The organism is Streptomyces sp. NPDC052042 (assembly GCF_044548345.1).
Classification (GTDB): Bacteria; Actinomycetota; Actinomycetes; order Streptomycetales; family Streptomycetaceae; genus Streptomyces.
This window is the reverse complement of record NZ_JBIUBU010000027.1, coordinates 43,589-63,862: the sequence shown is the minus strand read 5'-3', so window position 1 is coordinate 63,862 and position 20,274 is coordinate 43,589. Positions and strand designations below refer to the sequence as shown.

The following is a 20,274-nucleotide window of genomic DNA, read 5'->3' as shown; positions in this document are numbered from 1 at the left end:
CCCGCATGACCGTCACCGAACAGACCGCACCCGTCCGGCAGGGCCAGCCGGCCGAGGAACGTCACGCCGCCGAACTCGCCTTCCTCGCCGCCCAGGACCCCGGCCCGCGGCCGCCCGGCTGGGCGCTCACCCCTCGCGCGGTGGTCACGTTCGTCTGCGGCAGCGACGGCGTGGAGCTGGCCCTGCCCCGGCGCCGCGCCGGTCTGCCGTCGAAGCTGGTGATCGCCCCGAAGTTCGTCGGCGAGCGCGCGCTGGTCGAACGCTGTGTGGTCACCCTCGCCGGAGAGCGCGGGCTGCTGCTCACCGGTGAGCCCGGTACGGCCAAGTCGATGCTGTCGGAGCTGCTCGCGGCCGCTGTCAGCGGAACCAGCGCCCTGACCGTGCAGGGCACGGCGGGCACCACCGAGGACGCGTTCCGCTACGGCTGGAACTACGCCCTGCTGCTCGCCCAGGGCCCCACCCCGCAGGCCCTGGTGGACTCTCCCGTTCTTGCCGCCATGCGGGCCGGACGGGCGGTGCGGGTCGAGGAGATCACCCGCTGTCTGCCCGAGGTTCAGGACGCCCTCGTCTCCATCCTGTCGGACCGGCGGATCAGCGTACCCGAGCTGACCGGCACCGAGGACGCGGTCGTCCGCGCCGCCCCCGGCTTCACCGTCATCGCCACCGCCAACCTGCGCGACCGGGGCGTCTCCGAGATGTCGGCCGCGCTGAAGCGCCGTTTCAACTTCGAGGCCGTCGACCCGATCGCCGACGCCGACGCCGAGGCGGCCCTGATACGCAGCCAGGCCGTCGCCGCCGTGCAGCGGGCGGGCGCGGCCTTCGCCGTCGACGATGCCGTCCTCGACGCCCTCGTCACCGTCTTCCGCGACCTGCGCTCCGGCCGCTCCACCGAGGGCTGGGACGTGGAGCGGCCGGGCACGGTCATGTCCACCGCCGAGGCCGTCCAGGTGGCGGCGTCGCTGGGGCTCGCGGCCGCCTACCTGGCCGGCGAGGACGTGCTCGACCTGCTGCCGGGACATCTGCTCGGCGTGGTCCGCAAGGACGACCCTGCCGACCACGCACGGCTGCTGGGCTACTGGGACGGTCCGGTGCGCCGCCGTGCCGAGAACGGCTCGGCGATGTGGCGCCGGCTCTGGGACCTCCGCGGGAGCCTGCGTTGACGACCGTCGATCCACGAACGGCCGTGGACGCACTGGCCGCCTCGCGTGCGCCGTACCTGCTGGGAGTACGCCACCACAGTCCGGCGCTGGCCGCGGTGGTACCCGCCCTGCTGGAAGAGGCGCGGGCCGAGGTGGTCTGCGTCGAGCTGCCGACCGACTTCCAGCCCTGGCTGGAACATCTGGCGGACCCCGAAACCGTCGCCCCGGTCGCCCTGGCCGGGGCGGGCGAGGGGGGACGGCTCTCGTTCTACCCGTTCGCGGACTTCTCACCGGAGCTCGCCGCGGTCCGCTGGGCCAGAAGCCGCGGGGTGGAGGTCGTGTGCTGCGACCTCCCCCTCGGCGACCCGCGCTGGTCGGCGGGGGCGCTCGGGCCGGTGCGCGAGCCGGACGGGAGCGAGGCCGTACGTCCAAAGGCCGACGCGCCCTCGGGCGCCGCGGGTGCGCTCGACGCCGGTCCGGACGCCGGTCCCGACCCTGCTCCCGGCGACGGGACGGCGCGGGTGCGGCGCTCGTACACCGAGGCGCTCACCGCCGCCGGGACCGGCCGGGACGGTGACGACCTGTGGGACCGCGCGGTGGAGGTGCTGGCTCCGGGGTGTGCCCCGGACGCGGTGCGCCGAGCCGCACTGGGTGTGGGCTGGGCCCTGCGCGCCGACGCCGTCGTACCCGCCGCCGACCTGGCGCGGGAGGAACGGATGCGGCAGGTGATCGCCTCTGCCTCGGCGGACGGGCGCCGGGTGGCAGCCGTGATCGGCGCCTTCCACGCACCCGCGCTCTTCGCGTCCACGGAGGCGGATGCCGGGGTCGGGACGGCGGGCGTCTCCGGTGCTACGGGGCGGGCGGCCGTCCCGTCTGCGGGGCCCTGTACGCGGGGGTCCGATACGGATACGGCAGGGGGTTGGGCGAGGGCTGGGGGAGACGGCGCCGCAGCGACCGAGGGCTCGGCGGTGACCTCGCTCGTGCCGTACTCCTTCGACCTGCTCGACTCCCGGTCCGGCTACCCGGCCGGAATCCGCGACCCGTTGTGGCAGCAGGCGGTGCTCACCGCGGCCGGCGATCCGGAACGGATCCGGGAGGCGGCTGCCGACGCGGTGACCGGCCTGTGCCGCGAGATGCGCCGAAGCGGTCACACCGCGGGGACCGGCGAGGCCGCCGAGACGCTGCGCCTGGCCTGCGACCTGGCCGCCCTGCGCGGACTGCCCGCGCCGGGGCGCGGCGAACTCCTGGAAGCCGTCACCACTGTCCTCGGGCAGGGCGAACCCCTCGGCCGGGGCCGGGCCCTGGCCCGCGCGCTGGAGGCCGTGTTCGTCGGCACCGCACGCGGCCGGATCAGCCCGCACGCGCCCCGGTCCGGTCTCGGCCCCTCGGTCGAGGCCGAGCTCGCGGAGCTGCGGCTGCCCCGACCGGACGACCCCGACCGCCGCGACCTGCGCCTCGACCCGCTCCGTTCGCCGCTGGACGGCCGCCGCGAAGTGCTGCTCCAGCGGCTGCTGGTGATCGGCGCCTCGTACGGCGAACCCCTGGACGTGGCGAGCACGGGCGACGGCACCGCGCTCGGCACCAGGTGGCGTCTGACGTGGACGCCGTCCGTGCCCGCGCGCCTCGACCTCGCGGGCGTGCGCGGAGTGACCGCGGCCCAGGCCGCCGCCGGCACGCTCGCCGCGACCGCGCGCCACGAGGCCGCCGAGGGCGGCCCCACCCCGGCCCAGATCCTCACCGGGCTGACCGCCGCCGCGCGCTGCCGCCTGCCCGAACTGGTCGACGCCCGCCTGTACGAGGCCTCCGCCGTGCTGCCCGACAGCGCCGACCTGCCCGAGCTCCTCCAGGCCCTGGACCTGTTGGAGGGACTGCGGCGCGGCCACTACCCCGGCACGACGCAGGACACCCGCACGACGGCCGGCGCGCTCACGGAGGAGCTCCTTGAGGCCGCGGTCCGGTCCCTGCCCGGCCTCGCCGGGAGCGACAGCGGCGCCGACGCCGGGGCGCTGGTGGCGCTGGCGGACCGGACGGCCGCCCGCCATCTGGGCCTGCGACTGGACCGGGCGCTCGCCGAGCTGGCGGCCGAGGGCTCCCCGCTCGTCCAAGGCGCGGCCCTGGCCGTACGCGTGCTGCTCGACCTGGACGACGCGGCCGGGCTGGGCGAGCGTACGGCCGGCTGGATCGACGGGGCCACGGCCCCGGACACGCGCCGGGCGCTTGCGAAGCGCCTTGCCGGGGTGCTCACAGCCGCCGGGCCCTTGCTCCAAGCGTCGCCGGACGCGCTCGCCGCGCTCATGGACCGGGTCGACGCGCTGGCCGACCAGGACTTCCTCGACCGGCTCCCGGCCCTGCGCGGCGGCTTCGACACGCTCACCCCGGCCGCGCGCGACAGGCTACTCACCACCGTGACGGAACGGCTCGGCGACCGGCTCGACCTGTCACTCGACGCCCCGCCCGAGCTGCTCGCCCTGTGGGCAGCCGCCGACGCGGCAGGATCGGCGGCGCTGAAGGCCCTGGGCCTGCCGGGCGCGGATGCCGACGCAGGAACGGAGCCGGACTCGGCCGACAAACCCTGCCCCGCACCCCCACCCGCAGCGGACGGCGCCGCCGCGGACGACGCGGACCGACGGCTCGGCCGTGCCGACCGCTGGCGGCTGCTGCTCGGCCGCCACAAGGAACGGCTCACCAGCGACGCGCGCCGCTACGCCCGCGCCCTGGACGAGCTCTACGGCCGCGGGCGCGGCGAAGGCGCCCAGGACCTGGACGGCGGCGCACCAGGTCAGGGCGGCGGTCAGGACCCGTCCTTCCCCACCGCGCGGGAGTGGGCGCAGGAGCTGGAGGCCCTCTTCGGCACCGACGTACGCGAGGAGGTCCTCGCGGAGGCCGCCGACGCGGGTCGTACCGACGTGCTCGCGCAGCTCGATCCGGCGTCGGTACGCCCGTCCGTGGAGCTGCTCGGTGCGGTGCTGTCCCTGGCCGGAGGCATGCCCGAGGCCCAACTCGCCCGGCTGCGCCCGCTGGTGAAGCGGCTCGTCGACGAGCTGTCCCGCGAGCTGGCCACCCGCCTGCGCCCGGCGCTCACCGGTCTGGCCACCCCGCGCCCGACCCGACGGCCCGGCGGGCGCCTCGACCTCGCCCGTACCCTGCGGGCCAATCTCGCCCACACCCGGCGGACGGAGGACGGCCGGCTCGTCGTCGTACCGGAGCGCCCGCTGTTCAGCACGCGGGCGAGCAAGGAGGCGGACTGGCGCCTGGTCCTCGTCGTCGATGTCTCCGGCTCGATGGAGGCGTCGGTGATCTGGTCGGCGCTGACGGCCGCGGTCCTCGGCGGGGTTCCGACCCTGTCCACGCACTTCCTGGCCTTCTCCACGCAGGTGATCGACCTGACCGACCGGGTCGAGGATCCGCTGTCGCTGCTGCTGGAGGTCCGGGTCGGCGGCGGTACACACATCGCGGCCGGTCTCGCGCACGCGCGTTCGCTGATCACCGTGCCGAGCCGCACGCTCGTCGTCGTGGTCAGCGACTTCGAGGAGGGCGCACCGCTCGGCGGGCTGCTGGGCGAGGTGCGTGCCCTGGCGTCCTCCGGCGCCCACCTGCTGGGCTGCGCGGCGCTCGACGACACCGGCACGCCGCGCTACTCGGTGTCCACAGCGCGCCAACTCGTCGCGGCCGGTATGCCGGTGGCCGCCCTCAGCCCGCTCGAACTCGCCCGCTGGGTGGGCGACCGCCTCCGTGGAGAACACCGTTGAGCACCGCACTCCTGCCTCCCGTCGCCCCCGACGTCCTCGCCGACGCCGTGGAGCGGCTCAGCGCACGGCTGCGCAAGAAACTCGACGCGGCGATCTCGGGCTGCGCCGACCAGCCCTCCGCCACGGCCGACGGGGCGGTCGAGGTCCACTTCGGCGAGGACGCCACGGTCACACTGCGCCCGGGCCCGTCCGGCACGGTCACGAATGCGGAACAGGCCGTGTGCACCTGCCTGTTGGCCCCGCGCTGCCTGCACCGGGCCGCGGTGCTGGGCGCGGCACCCATCGCCGATGGGGAGGGCGACGCGGGCGGGGGTGACGACTCGGGTACGGGTAAGGCCGCAGGCTCGGGCACAGCCTCCGACACGGGCGCGGGGCCTGCGGAGGCCGCACCCACGGCCCCCGCCGCCGACGTTGCGGCCACGGCGGTCTCGCCGGCCGTCCTCACCGCGGCGCAGGTCCTTGCCGCCACGGCGCTGTGGGACGCCGCCGCCGAGGCCCTGTCCGCCGGCGTCACGGCGGGCGGCGCCGTGGTGCAGGCCGAGCTGCTCCGCGCCGCCCACACTGCGCGGCTGGCCGGGCTGCCGCGGGCCGAAGCGGACGCGCTGCGAGTCGTACGGAGCCTGAGGGCTGCGCGGGAGCGGAGTGAGGGACAACGTCTCGCCGACCTCACCGGAGCCTTCCGTGAGCTGTTGGCCGGCACCGCCCTGCTCGCCTCCGGGCTGGCCGGCACGGATGCGGCGGGCTCCGCGCGCCGGGTCTACGAACAGGGCGGCAGCCTGCGGGTGTACGGCCTGTGCCGGGAGCCGGTGCTGTCCGCGACGGGGTACGGCGGAGTGACCACGCACCTGGTCGGTTCGGACGGCGCCGGTTACACGGTGTCCGACGTGCGCCCCGGTGGCCTCGCCCGCGTGAAGGGCGCGGGGTCCGCGTCCGTGGCGCTCGGCGGTGCCGTCCTCGACCACGCCGGGTTGGCGCGCGGGGGTCTGCGGATCGTCGGCGCCACCGTCTCCGCGGACGGGCGGCTCGGGGCAGGGCGGGGGGTCAGCGCGACGCCACTGCGCGGGGTGGACTGGTCCGAGGAACCCGCCGCCGCCCTCTTCGCCCGACCGGTGCAGGAGGCGATGGCCGCCGTGCTCGCCCACGGCGCGCCCGAGGCGGGAGGGCCCGGCGGTACGGCGCCGAGTCTGCTGGGCTGCGACGTCGAGGTGATCGGTGCGGCCGGCGACTCTGTCGTCGTCCGCGTCGCCGGTGAGGGACCGCTGCTGCGGCTCCACCCCGCACACCCCCACCCGGAGCTGCCGCACGCCGCCAACCTGCGCCGGATCGCCGAACACCCGAGGCTCGCCCTGCGTGTGCTCGGCCGCCCCGACCTGGACCGGGCGGCGACGCTCCGGCCGCTGGCGGTCGGGCCGGTGCCGGGGGCGTCCGCCACGCTGCGGCTGCCGGACGCGTGGAAGGGCCGTGCCGACCTGGGCTACGACCGGCTCCAGGGCGAGCATTTCCCCCGCGAGTCGGCAGGACCTGCGGCCTGCGGGCCGGTCACCGCAGGCCCCGACCCGCTGGCGGAGGCACCGCTGTGGCGTGTCCGGCGCCTGCTGGAGACGGCCGTCGCGGGCGGTCGCCGTGCCGTGGCCGAGGCGGGCCGCGGGGCGGATGCGGCCTCGCTCTCCGCTCGCCTGGTCCGGGCGGAATTCGGCGGAGCGGCCCACCTCGCCCAGGCGTTGACAACGGAGGCGGGCCGCCGCCCCCGCGACACCTTCGGCCGCCTGACAGACCCCTCGGCCGACGCCTACGCGAGGGCCTGGCTCGCCTCGGCCGTGCACCTGGCGGTTGCGGAACGCTCGCTGGTGGCCGCGTCCTGGTCGTGACCTACCGCTGAGCCCACCGGACCGCCTGCCCGCCCGGTGGGCTCGGGCGGTCCCGGGCCCCGGTCCTTCCGGCGTTCCGCACCACCGGGTGTGGCAGCCTGTCTGTGAACTCCTCCATCAGGCCGCTCCTGAAACACCGGTCCGGCATCCTGCTACCCGTGTTCGACGCGCACCGCGGGTCGTGTACAGGTGCGGCGGCCCCATGGAGGAGGGCGAGGACCGCCAGGGCGGCCGCGAGCAAGCCCAGCGAGCCCGAGCCGACCATGCTGATGCCGAGGCCGCCGAGGGCTCCGGCCAGCGCGCTCGCGAGGTAGAGGATCGACGAGTGGAGGGAGACCAGGACCGCGGCGAGGGGCGGGTTCAGGCCGATCAGACGGTGCTGCTGCGGTGCGCTCATGCCGAAGGCCGCGACGGCGAACACTGCGATGAACACCAGCGACGCGGGAACGAGCCGTTGGCCAGGGGCAGTACGAGCAGGCAGGCGGTGACCCAGACGAGGCAGAGCGCCATGACGCCCCGGCCGCCGATCCGGTCGGACAGCACACCGGCCGCGTAGCTGCCGAGGATCGCCACGGTGCCGAACGTCAGCATCAGCAGGGCGACCTTGTTTCCGGAGCCGCCGGTCGCGTCCGTGAAGATCTCTGTCCGTCGGTGAGTTGTCTGCGTGTCACCATTGTCTTCCGAACGGATCCGCCTTCCTGTCGGATCCGGATCGGCAAGCTATCAGGACGGCACGGCGGGGCAGCTGGTGCCCCGTGGTGGGACTGCCAGGTCGGTGAGATAGCTGTCCACGGCGCCCTCCATACACGGGCCGCTGGTGACGCTGCCGTGGCCGTGGCCCTTGTAGGTGAGGAGCACGCCACTGCGGCCGAACTGCCGGGCCACCGAGACCGCCCAGGGGTAGCCGGTGGCGGGGTCGTGCAGCGCGTTGGACACCAGGATCGGCGGGGCACCGTGTGCGTCCAGGCGGTGCTGCGGGTTGGCGGTCGGCGCGCCCAGACATGCCGCTGCCATGTGCATCGGCAGCAGGTAGGGCAGGTCAGGCGCGGTCGTGTTCATCATGGTGACGAGCGAGGCGTACTCTCGGTAGTCGCGCACTGGCAGGTGCCAGTCCGAGCAGAAGACCGGGGTGGCCGGAGGAAGCGGCGCGATCGAGGTGGGCGACGCGGGCAGCGGCTTGCTCGCGTCCATCCCCGCGATCGCCGTGGCCAGGCCCGCGTAGTCGGCCTGGTAGAACTTCCGGAACGCGATCTTGTTGACCAGGTCCGAAGACGACAGCGAGGTGCCCGGCTTGGCCGGGTCCTCCAGCTCGCCGCGCCCGGCCTGGGCCAACAGGCCCTGCCAGACGGCGCGGACGTCGCGGCCGTGCAGCGCGCAGTCCGCGGCACCGTCGCACCACTTCAGGAACTCCTGGAAGGAATCCTCTGCCGTGGCCGCCTCGGACCGCAGGAATTCACGGGTGGTCAGGACGCTGTGGTCCATGACGCTCTCCAGCACCATCGCGCGCACGCGGCGCGGGTAGGTCTCGGTGTACTGCGCGCCGAGCAGCGTGCCGTACGAGCTGCCGTGGAAGGTAAGTTTCCGCTCGCCGAGGGCGGCCCGGAGGGCGTCTAGGTCCCGGACCGTCTGGGCGGTGTCCAGGTGCTCGAACACTGGGCCGGTACGGGCCCGGCAGTCGGTACGGAGCTGCCTGTTGTACGCCATGGTGGCGTCGAAGTCCGCCTGGCTCTTCAGCTCCGGTGACGGCCGCTTGGCAAGCAGGTCGCCGGAGCAGGTCACCGGGTTGCTGTCGCCACGCCGCGAGGGTCGAAGCTGACGATGTCGAACTTGCGGCGGACCTCGGGGCTGAACCGGCTGATACGGCCCTCCACCATCTCCACACCCGAGTCGCCCGGCCCGCCGGGGCCGAACACCATCGAGCCGACGCGTGCGCCGGGGTCGGTGGCCTTGCGGCGGGCCACAGCCAGGTCGAGTCTCGGCCCGTCCGGGTGGGCCCAGTCGACCGGCACCGAAAGAGTGGCGCACTCGGCTCCTGGTTTCATCAGGTCGTCACACGGCGCCCACCGCAGGGCCCCTGTTGCAGACGGCGACGCGTGCACCGCGGGAGCGGCGGCGAGGCCGGTGATGACGGCCATGGCGGCTCCCACGACCACGACCGTGCCCCGCGCGGCGATCCGCCGCAGTGCGGATCTGGCCCTTAACGGCATGGATCCTCCTCATGAAGAGAGCGGTTGTGCCAAGCGTGCGGACCCGGCCGGGGCACCGTGGTCACGTTAGGTGCACTGTCGCCCATGTGGCGCCCCTGTCAGGGGTCTTTCCGGGGCGGATCGGGGACCGCTCAGGGGCCACCGGGGCGCAGAGCGAAAAACGGTCAGGGTCGGGTCAGGGGAGGGCTCCGTCGCACTCTCGGTCGGCCCGCCAGCCACGACGCCGACCTCTGCAAGGAGGGAAACACCGTCGAACGGCTGGTCAACAAACTCAGGGCCGCGGCATCGCCACCCGAATGACAAGACCCCAGACAGCTACCTCGCCGGCCTACTCCTACGCGCCTCGGTGATCTGGATCAAAGTCCTCGCCCGGACCACCCACTGATCACGACTCGGCGCCCGCCCCAGCTATTGCTGTGGAGCCGAGAATGTCACCCGTGGATGCTTCTGCGACTGGCCGTCCGTGGGACTCTCCATGGACCGCTGCCACTTGAGGGGCACCAGTTCTGTTGCTCGTCGGGCTCCCGGCCTACGCTGCTGACCTGACGAAATGCTCTCCAAGCATCATGAGTAGAGCCACACCACACTGGCGTGCTTACCCTTGGGGTCGACAGTCGGCCACGGCTCTCGGCCGGCACGCAGGATGTTCCGGGCATGGAGGTCGCCAGCGCCCGTGAGTCAGGGGCAGCGGGCGAGGATGTCGCGAATGCGGGAGGGCCGCCAGCCCCCGGTGCCTGTCCGGGGCGGGCCCGGTCGGATGCCAGCTGGCAACCCTGACCGGCTACCACGGCCGTTACAAGCAGGAACCCCGGCTCACACCCACCGGCGGCTTCCACGCAGCCCTGCGGAGTCGCTGCGGAAAGAAGCCCCCGATGCCTCCGCTCCGCAGAGAGAGGAGGACACTGACCATGCAACCGGATTGCGGACTTCGGCACCTGCGACCAGCACAGTCGGTCCTGTGCTGGTCGATGATGACCTGGAAGAGATCACGCCGTCCACGCGGTGGCGGAGGGCCTGGCGCGTTTCTGCCACGCAGGGGATGCCGTCGACACAATCGACAACACGGCAGAGCAGCTCCCGGATGCCGCATGGACGTCATCCTGGCGAACTCGACTTCTACCTTGAGCACGACACACGGATGGACCTCGCACAGCAGGAGACGACCGTATGCGTCACGAGGGCTGACCAGCAGCCGCCCCAGACGGACATCACCGCCAACTACCCATGCAATCCGGCCTATTGAAAGGTCGCGGCTTGATCTCGCGTCTGCCGAACCCGTGATCGGGAGCATGCTCCGTGGCAGAATCCATGAGAACGGAAGGAAGGATCCGAAGACGCGTGCGAAGGTCGGAGGGCGCGAGATGAGCTGGGAAATCTGGGCGTGTGCGCTGGCGGGAGTGATCCTGGTATCGACGCTTGTCACGTGGATCTCGCTGAAGCGGACCGTCTCGAAGCCTCTCCCCGCCCTCGACCGGACGCCTCGCACGGCGACGGTGACGCACTTCGACGACTTCGACGGCACCGAGACTCCTGTGGTCTGGGTCGAATACCACGACGCTGAGGGGGACCGGCGCACAGCAGGTCTGGCCGACCTGATCGACGACTCCTGGCTGGAGCGCTTCTCTCCAGGCACACAGTGGCAGGTCTACGCGTTCCGCCAGCCCAGCACCCGAGCGTTCCTTACTGAGGCTCATGACGATGTCGTCCGCCGCGGGTACAACCTCGACGGGGTGCGCCTTGGCGGTGAGTCCGGTCCAGTGAGAACCGGCCCGGGATCACCGTTCCTGCACGGTAATTGGCGGTTCGCAGAGGATGGGTAGGCGTCTCGATACGGCCCCCTGGCGACGCGCCCTGCAGGACCGGACTGGCAGGCTTTCGAGCGAGCCGCGCTCGCCGGTGAGCACGGGAACACCGCGACCGTCTTACCAAGCTCGGCCCGGCGGGTTCCAGGTCGGGGACAATCGAGGCGAACGCGGGTGGAGTCCCTGATGACAGGGTTACGATCCTGGCGAAGGAGATTCACCAGCACCATGCCAGCACCACGTAAACACCCCGACGAGCTTCGCGAGCACGCGATCCGCGGCCTCCGTGTCCACGACGGTGTTCGCCCACCAGCGACAGCTCGGTCAACGACCTCACCGGCCCGTCCCCGCACAGAATCGCATCCGCGAGCTCGAACAACGCATCCGAGCGAGCGGTGAGACAGGAGTAGAACTCACCTCGGAAGCGTGGCAGTTCAGTCGGCGGCTCCTGCTGGACATCGCGATGCAGCAGACTCATCCTCACGGCCTTCGCGCTGGACGTGCGTGTTCCTTGGTCGGAGCACATGTTCAGACGAAGGCCGTTTCCACGTAAGGCAGTTACCGAACCGAGTGATCAAGTACGACACGCCGTTCGACGTCACACGTTAAAGGTCAAGCCAGACCGTGTACCGAAAGTGGATCTCGAGCTGTGAATGATCACGGCTCATGGCGCGGGTGAGATCTCACGGACGAACAGTGGGCGGTGTTGGAATCGTTGTTGCCGAAGGGGATGAAGGCGGGACGGCCGCCCGTCTGGCCTCGGCGACAGTTGATCGACGGCATACGGTTTAGGGTCCGGACTGGTGTGCCGTGCGGGATGTGCCCGTCGAGTACGGGTCGTGGGGCCGGATCCATGACCTGTTCCGTCGATGGCAGCGGAACGGAACCTGGCAGCGAATCCTCACCCGGCTCCAGTCCCTGGCCGACGCGAAGGGGGCGATCGTGTGGGACCTGAGCGTCGATTCCACGGTGTGCCGTGCCCATCAGCATGCGGCCGGGGCTCGCAAGCGGGGTGACCCCCAGAAGGAACCGCCGGGCGGTGTGTTCACCGAGCCCGGTGATCACGGGCTGGGACGTTCGCGAGGCGGGTTCACCACCAAGCTGCACCTGGCTGTCGAGCAGGGCCAGAACCCCCTGTCGATCCTGGTTACTGCGAGACAGCGCGGGGACTCACCGCAGTTCGAACCCGTGCTGGAGAAGGTCCGCGTGCCCCGCATCGGGCCGGCCGCGTGTCCGCGCCGGCCGCCGTCACCCCCGCGGTGGCGGTCGGTGCGGGCCCGGAAGCGCGGGCACCGCACTCGATCAAATCATTAATTAGCAATTAATCTTGACCTTCCTCGGGGGTCCCTCCCATACTCGGAGCACGCCGCAGTGGCGATCCGCGCCGGATGCGGTCGTACACGGCTTTTGTACGTGATTCGGAGTGATGTCATGAGGGACGGCAGGAAGCGGCATCGCACCGTGTTCGCCGTGTGCCTCGGCCTGGCGCTGACGATGGTCGCGCTGACCGGGTGCATACCGCGGGCAGGGGACGGCGGCCGGGTCGGGCTGGTCTACATGGACGCCCAGGGCTACTACGCCGGTGTCCGCAAGGGCATGCAGGACTCGGTCGGCCGTCTCGGCGACGGGGTCCAGCTGCTGGAGCTGAACGCCCAGGGCGACGCCTCCAAGGAGAGCACTTTTGTCGACACCGTGAGCGCCGCCGGGGTGAAGGCCCTGGTGCTCTCGCCCGTCTCCACCACCGCGTCCATCCCCGCCGTGCGCCTTGCGCACGAGAACGGCGTCAAGGTCGTCTGCTACAACACCTGCCTGACCGAGGAGGCGACGCGCAAGTACGTGAGTGCCTGGGTGCTGGGCGATCCGGTGAAGTTCGGGGAGCTGGCCGGCGCGGAGGCGGCGAAGTACTTCCGGTCCGAGGGCATCGACGCCCCCCGGATCGCCGTGCTCAACTGCGAGACGGTCGAGGTGTGCATCCAGCGCCGAGTGGGCTTCGAGAAGGCGCTGTTCGCCGAACTGCCCAAGGCAAAGATTGTCTCCAACCAGCAGGGCACCACGATCGACCAGGCCGTCGAGGTCGCCGACCGCATCCTGAGCGCGCAGCCGCGGGTCGACGCCTTTTACGGCGAGTCCGGCGGCGCCACGATGGGCGCGGTGCGTGCCGTGCGCCAGCGCGGCTTCGTCGGCCGGACGGTGGTCTTCGGCAGCGACATGACGTCCGACCTGGCCCGGGAGTTGGCCGACCACCGGGTGCTCAAGGCCGACGTGGACATCTCCGGTGTCGAGGTCGGCGAGCTGGCGACGCGCACCACCGCGCGGGTTGTCGCCGGTGAGGAGCTGGACGATCCCGTCGTGCCCGCCCCGGTGAAGCTCTACTCCACCCCCGAGCAGGCCCGCGAGTGGCTGCGCACCCACCCGGACGGCCTGCCGTGAGGGCCGTCGTGTCCGCGGCGAACACCGCCACAGCCGTTTCCGGCCCCTTCCCCGTCCCTCCGGTTCCCCTGGAGCGAGCATGACGACCTTCCCACCGCCGCCCGGTGAGTCCGGCCCCGCGCCGGCCGCCGAGGCGAGCGGCCTGAACAAGCAGTACCCGGGCGTCCGCGCGCTGGTCGACGTCGACTTCCGGATCGAGCCGGGCGAGGTCCGTGCCCTCCTCGGACGCAATGGAGCGGGCAAGTCCACGCTCATCCGGATGCTGTCCGGTGTCGAGGTTCCCGACAGCGGCGAGGTCCGCATCGGCGGGGAGATCCTCGGCGATGGCGGAGTGCGCCGGGCGGCCGAGCTGGGTGCGGCCACGGTCCATCAGGAACTGAGCCTGGTCCCGGAGATGACGGTCGCCGAGAACCTGTTCCTCGGTGAGTGGCCCCGCCGCGGCGCGTCCGGGGTGGATTTCCCCCGGATGCGCCGGGAGGCTGCCGAGGTGCTGGCCGAGCTGGACGTGCGGGTCAGTCCGGAGGACACGGTCGGCTCGCTCCCGCTGGCAGAGCAGCAGCTCGTCGAGATCGCCCGGGCGGTGCGCCGCCGGCCGCGGCTGCTGATCCTCGACGAGCCGACCAGCGCGCTGGCCGCCGGGGAGGCGCGTACCGTCCTGGAGGCCGTCGGCCGCATCTCCGCCTCCGGTGTCGCGGTGATCTACGTGAGCCACCGGCTGGACGAGATCCGGCAGGTGGCGCGCAGCGTCACCGTCGTCCGGGACGGCAGCGTGGTGGACACGGTGGACGTGCGGGAGGCGACGACCGCGCAGATCGTCGCCCTCATGCTCGGCCGGGCCGCCCGCGAGCAGGAACCGTTCGCGCCGCGCCCCGTGGACCGCACCGGTACCCCGCTGCTGTCCGTCCGGGGCCTGAAGCTGCCGCCGAAGCTGGAAGACGTCAGCTTCGACCTGTACGCCGGGGAAGTGCTGGGCATCGGCGGGCTGCTGGGGTCGGGGCGCAGCGAACTGCTGCGCTCGGTCGCCGGGTTCGAGCCCGTCGCCGAGCGCACGGTCACCTTCGAAGGGCGGCCGGTCGCCCGTCCCACCGCGTCGGTGATGAAGCGGCTGGGGGTGGGCATGACGCCCGAGGACCGCAAGGGCGAGGGCATCGTCCCCCTGCTGGGCGTCGGCGAGAACATGACGATGTCCTGGTTCGGCGGGATCAGTGGCCGGACCGGTCTCTCGTCCCGCCGGGCCGGTGAGGCCGGTGAGGACCTGGTGCGACGGCTCGCGGTGAAGACCCCGAGCCTGGACACCCCCATCGTGAACCTCAGCGGCGGCAACCAGCAGAAGGCCGTCATCGGCCGCTGGCTGCACGCCCGTAGCCGGGTGCTGCTCCTGGACGAACCCACCCGCGGTGTGGACGTCGAGGCCAAGCAGCAGATCTACCGCCTGATCCGGGCCCTGGCCGACGAAGGCGCCGCCGTCATCTTTGTTTCCGGCGAGCTGGAGGAGTTGCCGCTCGTCTGCGACCGGGTCCTGACTCTGCAGCACGGCCGGTTCACGCGCGAGTTCCTCGCACCCGACATCACTCTCGACGACATCATGGCCGCCACCATGGCGGTGGAAGTGTGAGGCAGACAACCATGTCCTCGACCCTCGTGGCCGGCAAGCCGTCCGGCACCCCGTCGCCGCCCGCCGACGCCGTCCGCGTCCGCCGGCTGCGCCACCTCAACGAATTCGGGCTGCTGGCCGCGGTCGTGGTGCTGTACATCGCGCTGGGCGTCACCGCCGGCGGGTTCCTCAGCACCGACAACCAGCTCGGCATCCTGCGGGACGCCGCGACCGTCGGCATCCCCGCCCTCGGCGTCACTCTGGTGATCATCGCCGGGGAGATCGACATCAGCATCGGCCCGGCCGTGGCCTTCGCCTCGGTGCTGTTCGCCAAGGGCGCCACCGAGTGGGACCTCGGGCTGCCCTTCGCGCTGCTGCTCACCCTGGTGGCCGGCGCGCTGTGGGGATCGGCGGCCGGCTGGCTGCGCGCCCGGTTCGGGGTGCCGTCCTTCATCGCGACGCTCGGACTGTGGAGCGCACTGGGCGGTCTCGCGCTCTACACCACCAACGCGCTCCCGGTCGCCACCCCGGACGGCGGTTTCATGGACGCGCTGGGCGGCAAGATTCTCGGCGTCCCGACCCCGGCAGTCGTGCTGGTGCTGCTGTTCCTGGTGTTCTGGTACGTCGCCCGTCGGACGGCCTACGGGCGCTCGGTCTACGCCGTGGGCGGCAACGCGGCGGCCGCGCAGCTGGCGGGCATCCCGATCGGCCGTGTGCGCGTCCTCCTGTTCGCCACCACGGGACTGCTGGCCGCCCTCACCGGCATCCTGATGGCGGCCCGTCTGGGCTCGGGCAACGGCGGCGCTGCTGCGGGCCTGGAGTTCGACGTGATCGCCGCCGTGGTCATCGGTGGCACCGCGCTCGCCGGAGGCCGCGGCAGCCTGGTCGGGACGATGCTGGGCGTGATGTTCATCTCGGTGATCGCCAACGGACTGGTCCTGCTGGGGGTCAACTCCTTCCTCCAGGACGTCGTGCGCGGCGTGATCATCGTCGGGGCCGTGCTCATCAACGTCGTCATCTCCCGCAAGGGCATCGCGACGCGCACCACCTGACCCGTCCGCCACCATCTGCTCCAACCCGCACGAAGGACACCCCATGAGTGAGACCACCACCCCGCCGCCCGCCACCATGCGCGGCGTATACCTGCCGGGGAACAGCACCACCGAGGTGCGGGAGCTGCCGGTGCCCGCGCCCGGCCCGGGGCAGGTGCTGCTGCGCGTGGGCGCGGCCGGTATTTGCGGCAGCGACATCGGCTACATCTACCGCGAGCACAAGACCCACCGCGGGGTGGACGGTCCCGCCTACCGGGGCGTCGTCGCCGGCCACGAACCCAGCGGCACCGTCGTGGCGACGGGCCCAGGGGTGCGGCGGCACCGGCCGGGTGACCGGGTGGTGGTCTACCACATCTCCGGATGCGGGCTGTGCGACAACTGCGCCCGCGGCTACCAGATCAGCTGCGCGGACCCCGGCCGCGCGGCCTACGGCTGGCAGCGCGACGGCGCAGCGGCCGACTACCTGCTCGCCGACGAGCACACCCTGGTGCCGCTGCCCGACGAGCTGAGCTTCGTCGACGGGGCGCTCATCGCCTGCGGCTTCGGCACGGCCTACGAGGGCATCCGGCGGATGGGGGTGAACGGCGACGACGACCTGCTCGTCGTCGGCCTGGGGCCGGTGGGCCTGGCCGCGGCGATGACCGGCCGCGGGCGTGGGGCGCGGCGGGTCATCGGTGTGGAAGTCTCGCCCGAGCGCCGCGCGTGGGCGGACGGGCTGGACGTCTTCGACGCGACGGTCACCCCCGAGGACGCGTCCGACGCCGTTGCCGCGCTCACCGGCGGGCGCGGGGCCTCCACCGCGATCGACTGCTCGGGCACCCGTCCCGGCCGGTCCACCGCCATCGCGCACATCGCTGAATGGGGACGGATCTCCCTGGTCGGCGAAGGCGGGACGCTGGAGACGGAGGTTTCCGACGCCCTGCTGCACAAGCAGGTCACGCTGTACGCCTCCTGGGTCACCTCGGTGCCGGTCATGGCGGAGCTGGCGCGCAACCTGGTGCGCTGGGGCGTCCGGCCGGAGCGGATCGTCAGCGACCGCTTCGGCCTCGCGCAGGCGGACGATGCGTTCGCGCTCGCCGCGGGCGCGGCCCGGGGCAAGGTTGTGCTCGAACCCGGTCTGGACGGCTGACCGGTGGCCGCCGTGGACGGCTCGGTGCGGGTGCGTCGGGCACCGACCGCGCACGGGGAGCTGATCACGCTGGACGCCGGTGCCCTGACGGTGACCGCCGCGCCGGGGCTGGGTGGCCGGCTGCTCTCGGTGACGCTGGACGGCGCGGAGTTCCTGTACCGCAACCCCCGCCTCCTGGATGATGCGCTCGCGCCGCTGCCCGGCGTGCGACCCGGCCCGCACGACGGCCCGATGGCCGACTGGCTCAACTGGGGCGGTGACAAGACCTGGCCCGCGCCGCAGGGCTGGGACGGCCCCGGCCAGTGGGCGGGTCCGCCGGACCCGGTCCTGGACTCGGGTCCCTACGCCGCCCGGGTCGAGCAGCGGGACGGCTCGGCGACGCTCGTGCTGACCAGTGGTGACGATCCGCGCACCGGTCTGCGGCTGGAGCGCCGGATCGTGCTGCGTCCGGGCAGCACGGCTTTTGTCCTGGGCCTGACGATGACCAACACGGCCGCCTCGGAACGTTGTTGGGCGCTGTGGAACGTCACCCAGCTCGCCGGGGCCCCGTCGGCGGACCCGGCGGGTGTCGAGGGCGTCTACCTCGGCCGCGCCGGATCTGGGCGGCAGGCCACCGTGCCGCTGGTCGCCGGCACCGGCCAGCCCCGGGTGCTGGAGGCGGCTCCGGGTGTCCTGTACGTGCCGCACCAGGATGTCGTCGGCAAGGTCGGCTTCCCCGACTCGGCCGGATGGCTGGCGCACGTCGGCCCGGGGCGCACTCTGGTGCAGCGCTTCGCCGTGTACGAGGGCGCCTATCCCGACGAGGGCTCGCGCGCCGAGGTGTGGATGGAGTGTCCGCTGGCGGAGGGGCTGCCTCATCTGGGCGGTCTGCTGCCGCGCGACCATGTCGTCGAGTGCGAGGCGCTGGGGCCGCTGACGATGCTGGCGCCGGGGGCGTCGGCCTCCCTGGACGTGGAGTTCGGTGTCGGTCCGGCTGCCGGCCCGGTGGAGGCGGTGACCCCGGCCGGCTACTGGGCGGGGCTGCCGCGGACGGAGGCGGACGGCCGGATCGCGGGCGTCTTCGTACCGTACGCGGCGGGCCGGCTGGAGGCCCGCGGTCCGGCCGGGGCACCGCCGCTCACGCTCGGCGTGCTGGAGCCGGGCAGGGCCTGCCACGTCCGTCTGCCAGGGGACCAGGACCCGTGCGGGAGCTGGGAGTTGACGGCTCCACTGCCCGGCGGCGGAACGGTGCCCGTGGTCCGTCTCACCATCGGGGAGGACGGAAACCACACCCCTTTTAATTCATAAATAATATAAGGTGGCGGTGTGCGCACCGCACGGGGCACACGGGCGGAGGAGGAACGGAACATGGCCCAGTACGTGGGCAGGGGCCTGCACGGGCAGATCGTGGAGACGGTCGGCACCCGCATCGTGCAGGGGCGCCTGCGAGTAGGCGAAACCCTGGATCTCGCCTCCCTCATCGACGAACTCGGCATCAGCCAGACGGTGCTGAGGGAGGCCCTCAAGGTGCTCACCGCCAAGGGCCTGGTCGACGCGCGGCAGAAGCGCGGCACGTTCGTCCGACCCCGGGAGGACTGGAACCTGCTTGACGCCGACGTCATCCGCTGGCAGTTCGCCACGGACGCGCCGGAACTGGTCCTGCGGGACCTCGCCGAGGTCCGCCTCATCGTCGAACCCGCCGCCGCCCGCATGGCCGCCGAACGGCGCACCGAGGAGGACCTGACCCAGCTGGAGGCGGCCCTGGCCCGCATGGCCGAGACCTCCAACGACGCCGCCGCGGCCGCCGAGGCCGACCTCGCCTGGCACCGCGCCCTGCTCCGCGCCACCCACAACGAACTGCTCCAGCGCATGGACGTCTTCATCGGACCGGGCCTGACCGAACGCGACCGGCTCGTCCACTCCGCCGAGGCCGACGATCCGGTCCCCGCGCACGAACCCGTCCTGCGCGCCGTACGCGACGCGGACCCGTCCGCCGCCGAGCAAGCCATGCGCGCGCTGCTCGCCCGCGCCGACGCAGACCTCGCCCGCACCGCGGCCCCCTCCCGTACCCGCACCGCGGCCGACATGGACGACGACCGCACCATCCGGAGCGGCGGGCACGGCACCGAACCGGAGGACCGAGAAACACCATGAAGATCACCCGCATCGAAACCTTCCGGGTACCGCCCCGCTGGCTCTTCTGCCGCGTCGAGACGGACGAGGGGATCGTCGGCTGGGGAGAGCCGGTGGTCGAGGGCCGCGCCGACACCGTCCGTACGGCCGTCGGCGAACTGGCCGAGTACCTCGTCGGGCTGGACCCGCGGCACATCGAGGACCACTGGCAGGTGATGACCCGCGGCACCTTCTACCGCGGCGGGCCGGTGCTCTCCAGCGCCGTCGCCGGCATCGACCAGGCCCTGTGGGACATCCGGGGCCAGACGCTCGGCGTCCCCGTGCACGACCTGCTCGGCGGCGCCGTCCGCGACCGGGCCCGCGTCTACTGCTGGGTCGGCGGCGACGAACCGGCCGAGATCGCCGACGCCGTCAGCGCCCAGGTCGAGGCCGGGTTCACCGCCGTCAAGATGAACGCCACCGGCCGCACCGGGCGCCTGGCCGACGCGGCCGACATCGCCGCCGCGCACGCCCGCGTGGCCACCGCGCGTGAGGTGCTCGGTCCCGGCCGGGACGTCGCCGTCGACCTGCACGGCCGCCTCGGTCCCGCCGGGGCGCGGCGCCTGCTCGCCGCGCTGGAGGAGCTGCACCCGCTGTTCGCCGAGGAGCCCGTCACCCCTGAGCACACCCGGCTGCTGGAGCCGCTCGTCCGCTCCACCACCGTGCCCATCGCCACCGGCGAACGCCTCTACTCGCGCTGGGACTTCCTGCCCGCGCTGACCGCCGGGATCGCCGTCGCCCAGCCCGACCCCTCGCACGCCGGCGGCATCTCCGAGCTGCGCCGGATCGCCGCCCTCGCCGAGACCTTCGACGTCCAGCTGGCGCCGCACTGCCCCCTGGGGCCGATCGCGCTCGCCGCCTCGCTCCAGGTCGCCTTCGCCACGCCCAACTTCCTGATCCAGGAACAGAGCGTCGGCATCCACTACAACGACGGCGCCGAACTCCTCGACTACGTCGTCGACCCGGAGGTCTTCCGCTTCACCGACGGCCACGTCGCGCGCCCGACGGGACCGGGGCTGGGCATCACCGTCGACGAGGACGCGGTCCGCCGGGCCGACGCCGCCGCGGGCGCAGACGCTCCATGGCGCAGCCCGCTGTGGCGTCATCCCGACGGATCGTTCGCCGAGTGGTGACGCCGGCCCCCGCCCCGCAC

General features: G+C 72.8%; 16 protein-coding genes and 3 pseudogenes. 15 read left to right on the top strand and 4 right to left on the bottom strand.

What is annotated here, in order from left to right:
- Nucleotides 1-5: 5 nt before the first annotated feature.
- Genes ACIHCL_RS30970 through ACIHCL_RS30960 form a run of 3 tightly spaced genes read left to right on the top strand, consistent with a single transcriptional unit; the run spans nt 6 to nt 6,756 of the window.
- Nucleotides 6-1,160: an AAA family ATPase gene (locus tag ACIHCL_RS30970; RefSeq protein WP_399867161.1), complete on the top strand. Its 1,155-nt coding sequence runs from the start codon at nt 6-8 to the stop codon at nt 1,158-1,160.
- Entirely contained in the window at nt 1,157-4,888 is a 3,732-nt protein-coding gene (locus ACIHCL_RS30965; protein WP_399867158.1) for a DUF5682 family protein, read from the top strand. The genes ACIHCL_RS30970 and ACIHCL_RS30965 overlap by 4 nt, the downstream gene beginning before the upstream one ends.
- Nucleotides 4,885-6,756, top strand: a complete 1,872-nt coding sequence (locus ACIHCL_RS30960) for a hypothetical protein (protein ID WP_399867157.1) — start codon at nt 4,885-4,887, stop codon at nt 6,754-6,756. The genes ACIHCL_RS30965 and ACIHCL_RS30960 overlap by 4 nt, the downstream gene beginning before the upstream one ends.
- A gap of 1 nt (nt 6,757) precedes the next feature.
- Here the strand turns inward: ACIHCL_RS30960 and ACIHCL_RS30955 are convergent, their stop codons facing one another.
- The 3 genes and pseudogenes from ACIHCL_RS30955 to ACIHCL_RS30945 form a co-directional block, all read right to left on the bottom strand.
- On the bottom strand, nt 6,758-7,189 hold the full coding sequence (locus tag ACIHCL_RS30955; RefSeq protein ID WP_399867154.1) for a hypothetical protein: 432 nt from the start codon (nt 7,187-7,189) through the stop codon (nt 6,758-6,760).
- Complete coding sequence (locus tag ACIHCL_RS30950; RefSeq protein WP_399867152.1) at nt 7,150-7,347, bottom strand: hypothetical protein; 198 nt, start codon at nt 7,345-7,347, stop codon at nt 7,150-7,152. Before ACIHCL_RS30950 ends, ACIHCL_RS30955 begins: the two co-directional genes overlap by 40 nt.
- 132 nt (nt 7,348-7,479) lie before the next feature.
- Nucleotides 7,480-8,963, bottom strand: a pseudogene (locus tag ACIHCL_RS30945) (alpha/beta hydrolase).
- 201 nt (nt 8,964-9,164) lie between these two features.
- Here ACIHCL_RS30945 and ACIHCL_RS30940 point away from each other — a divergent pair.
- The 3 genes and pseudogenes from ACIHCL_RS30940 to ACIHCL_RS30930 all read left to right on the top strand — a co-directional run.
- A pseudogene (locus ACIHCL_RS30940) lies at nt 9,165-9,348 on the top strand (IS5/IS1182 family transposase); the annotation flags it as partial.
- A 696-nt stretch (nt 9,349-10,044) separates the two neighbouring features.
- A complete protein-coding gene (locus tag ACIHCL_RS30935; protein WP_399867150.1) occupies nt 10,045-10,206 on the top strand; it encodes a hypothetical protein in 162 nt (53 codons plus the stop codon).
- 34 nt (nt 10,207-10,240) lie between these two features.
- Nucleotides 10,241-10,783 (top strand): hypothetical protein, encoded by a 543-nt coding sequence (locus ACIHCL_RS30930; protein ID WP_399867148.1) that lies wholly within the window; start codon nt 10,241-10,243, stop codon nt 10,781-10,783.
- A gap of 262 nt (nt 10,784-11,045) precedes the next feature.
- Here the strand turns inward: ACIHCL_RS30930 and ACIHCL_RS30925 are convergent.
- Nucleotides 11,046-11,243 (bottom strand): annotated as a pseudogene (locus tag ACIHCL_RS30925) (transposase); the annotation flags it as partial.
- A gap of 252 nt (nt 11,244-11,495) precedes the next feature.
- On the opposite strand from ACIHCL_RS30925, the gene ACIHCL_RS30920 reads away from it, so the two are divergent.
- The 9 genes from ACIHCL_RS30920 to dgoD all read left to right on the top strand — a co-directional run bounded on the left by ACIHCL_RS30920 (nt 11,496) and on the right by dgoD (nt 20,254).
- Entirely contained in the window at nt 11,496-11,720 is a 225-nt protein-coding gene (locus ACIHCL_RS30920) for a hypothetical protein (protein WP_399867180.1), read from the top strand.
- Nucleotides 11,615-12,079, top strand: coding sequence for a transposase (locus ACIHCL_RS30915; protein WP_399867178.1), 465 nt, complete (start codon nt 11,615-11,617; stop codon nt 12,077-12,079). Before ACIHCL_RS30920 ends, ACIHCL_RS30915 begins: the two co-directional genes overlap by 106 nt.
- 117 nt (nt 12,080-12,196) lie before the next feature.
- Entirely contained in the window at nt 12,197-13,195 is a 999-nt protein-coding gene (locus ACIHCL_RS30910) for a substrate-binding domain-containing protein (protein ID WP_399867146.1), read from the top strand.
- A gap of 79 nt (nt 13,196-13,274) precedes the next feature.
- Entirely contained in the window at nt 13,275-14,810 is a 1,536-nt protein-coding gene (locus ACIHCL_RS30905; RefSeq protein WP_399867143.1) for a sugar ABC transporter ATP-binding protein, read from the top strand.
- An 11-nt stretch (nt 14,811-14,821) separates the two neighbouring features.
- Complete coding sequence (locus tag ACIHCL_RS30900) at nt 14,822-15,841, top strand: ABC transporter permease (protein WP_399867142.1); 1,020 nt, start codon at nt 14,822-14,824, stop codon at nt 15,839-15,841.
- A gap of 43 nt (nt 15,842-15,884) precedes the next feature.
- Complete coding sequence (locus ACIHCL_RS30895) at nt 15,885-16,970, top strand: zinc-binding dehydrogenase (protein ID WP_399867140.1); 1,086 nt, start codon at nt 15,885-15,887, stop codon at nt 16,968-16,970.
- A gap of 3 nt (nt 16,971-16,973) precedes the next feature.
- Nucleotides 16,974-18,257 carry a DUF4380 domain-containing protein gene (locus ACIHCL_RS30890; RefSeq protein WP_399867138.1) on the top strand — a complete coding sequence of 428 codons (1,284 nt, stop codon included), beginning with the start codon at nt 16,974-16,976 and terminating at the stop codon, nt 18,255-18,257.
- 60 nt (nt 18,258-18,317) lie between these two features.
- Nucleotides 18,318-19,103, top strand: a complete 786-nt coding sequence (locus ACIHCL_RS30885; protein WP_399867176.1) for a FadR/GntR family transcriptional regulator — start codon at nt 18,318-18,320, stop codon at nt 19,101-19,103.
- Nucleotides 19,100-20,254, top strand: coding sequence for a galactonate dehydratase (gene dgoD / locus ACIHCL_RS30880; protein ID WP_399867136.1), 1,155 nt, complete (start codon nt 19,100-19,102; stop codon nt 20,252-20,254). Before ACIHCL_RS30885 ends, dgoD begins: the two co-directional genes overlap by 4 nt.
- Nucleotides 20,255-20,274 lie beyond the last annotated feature (20 nt).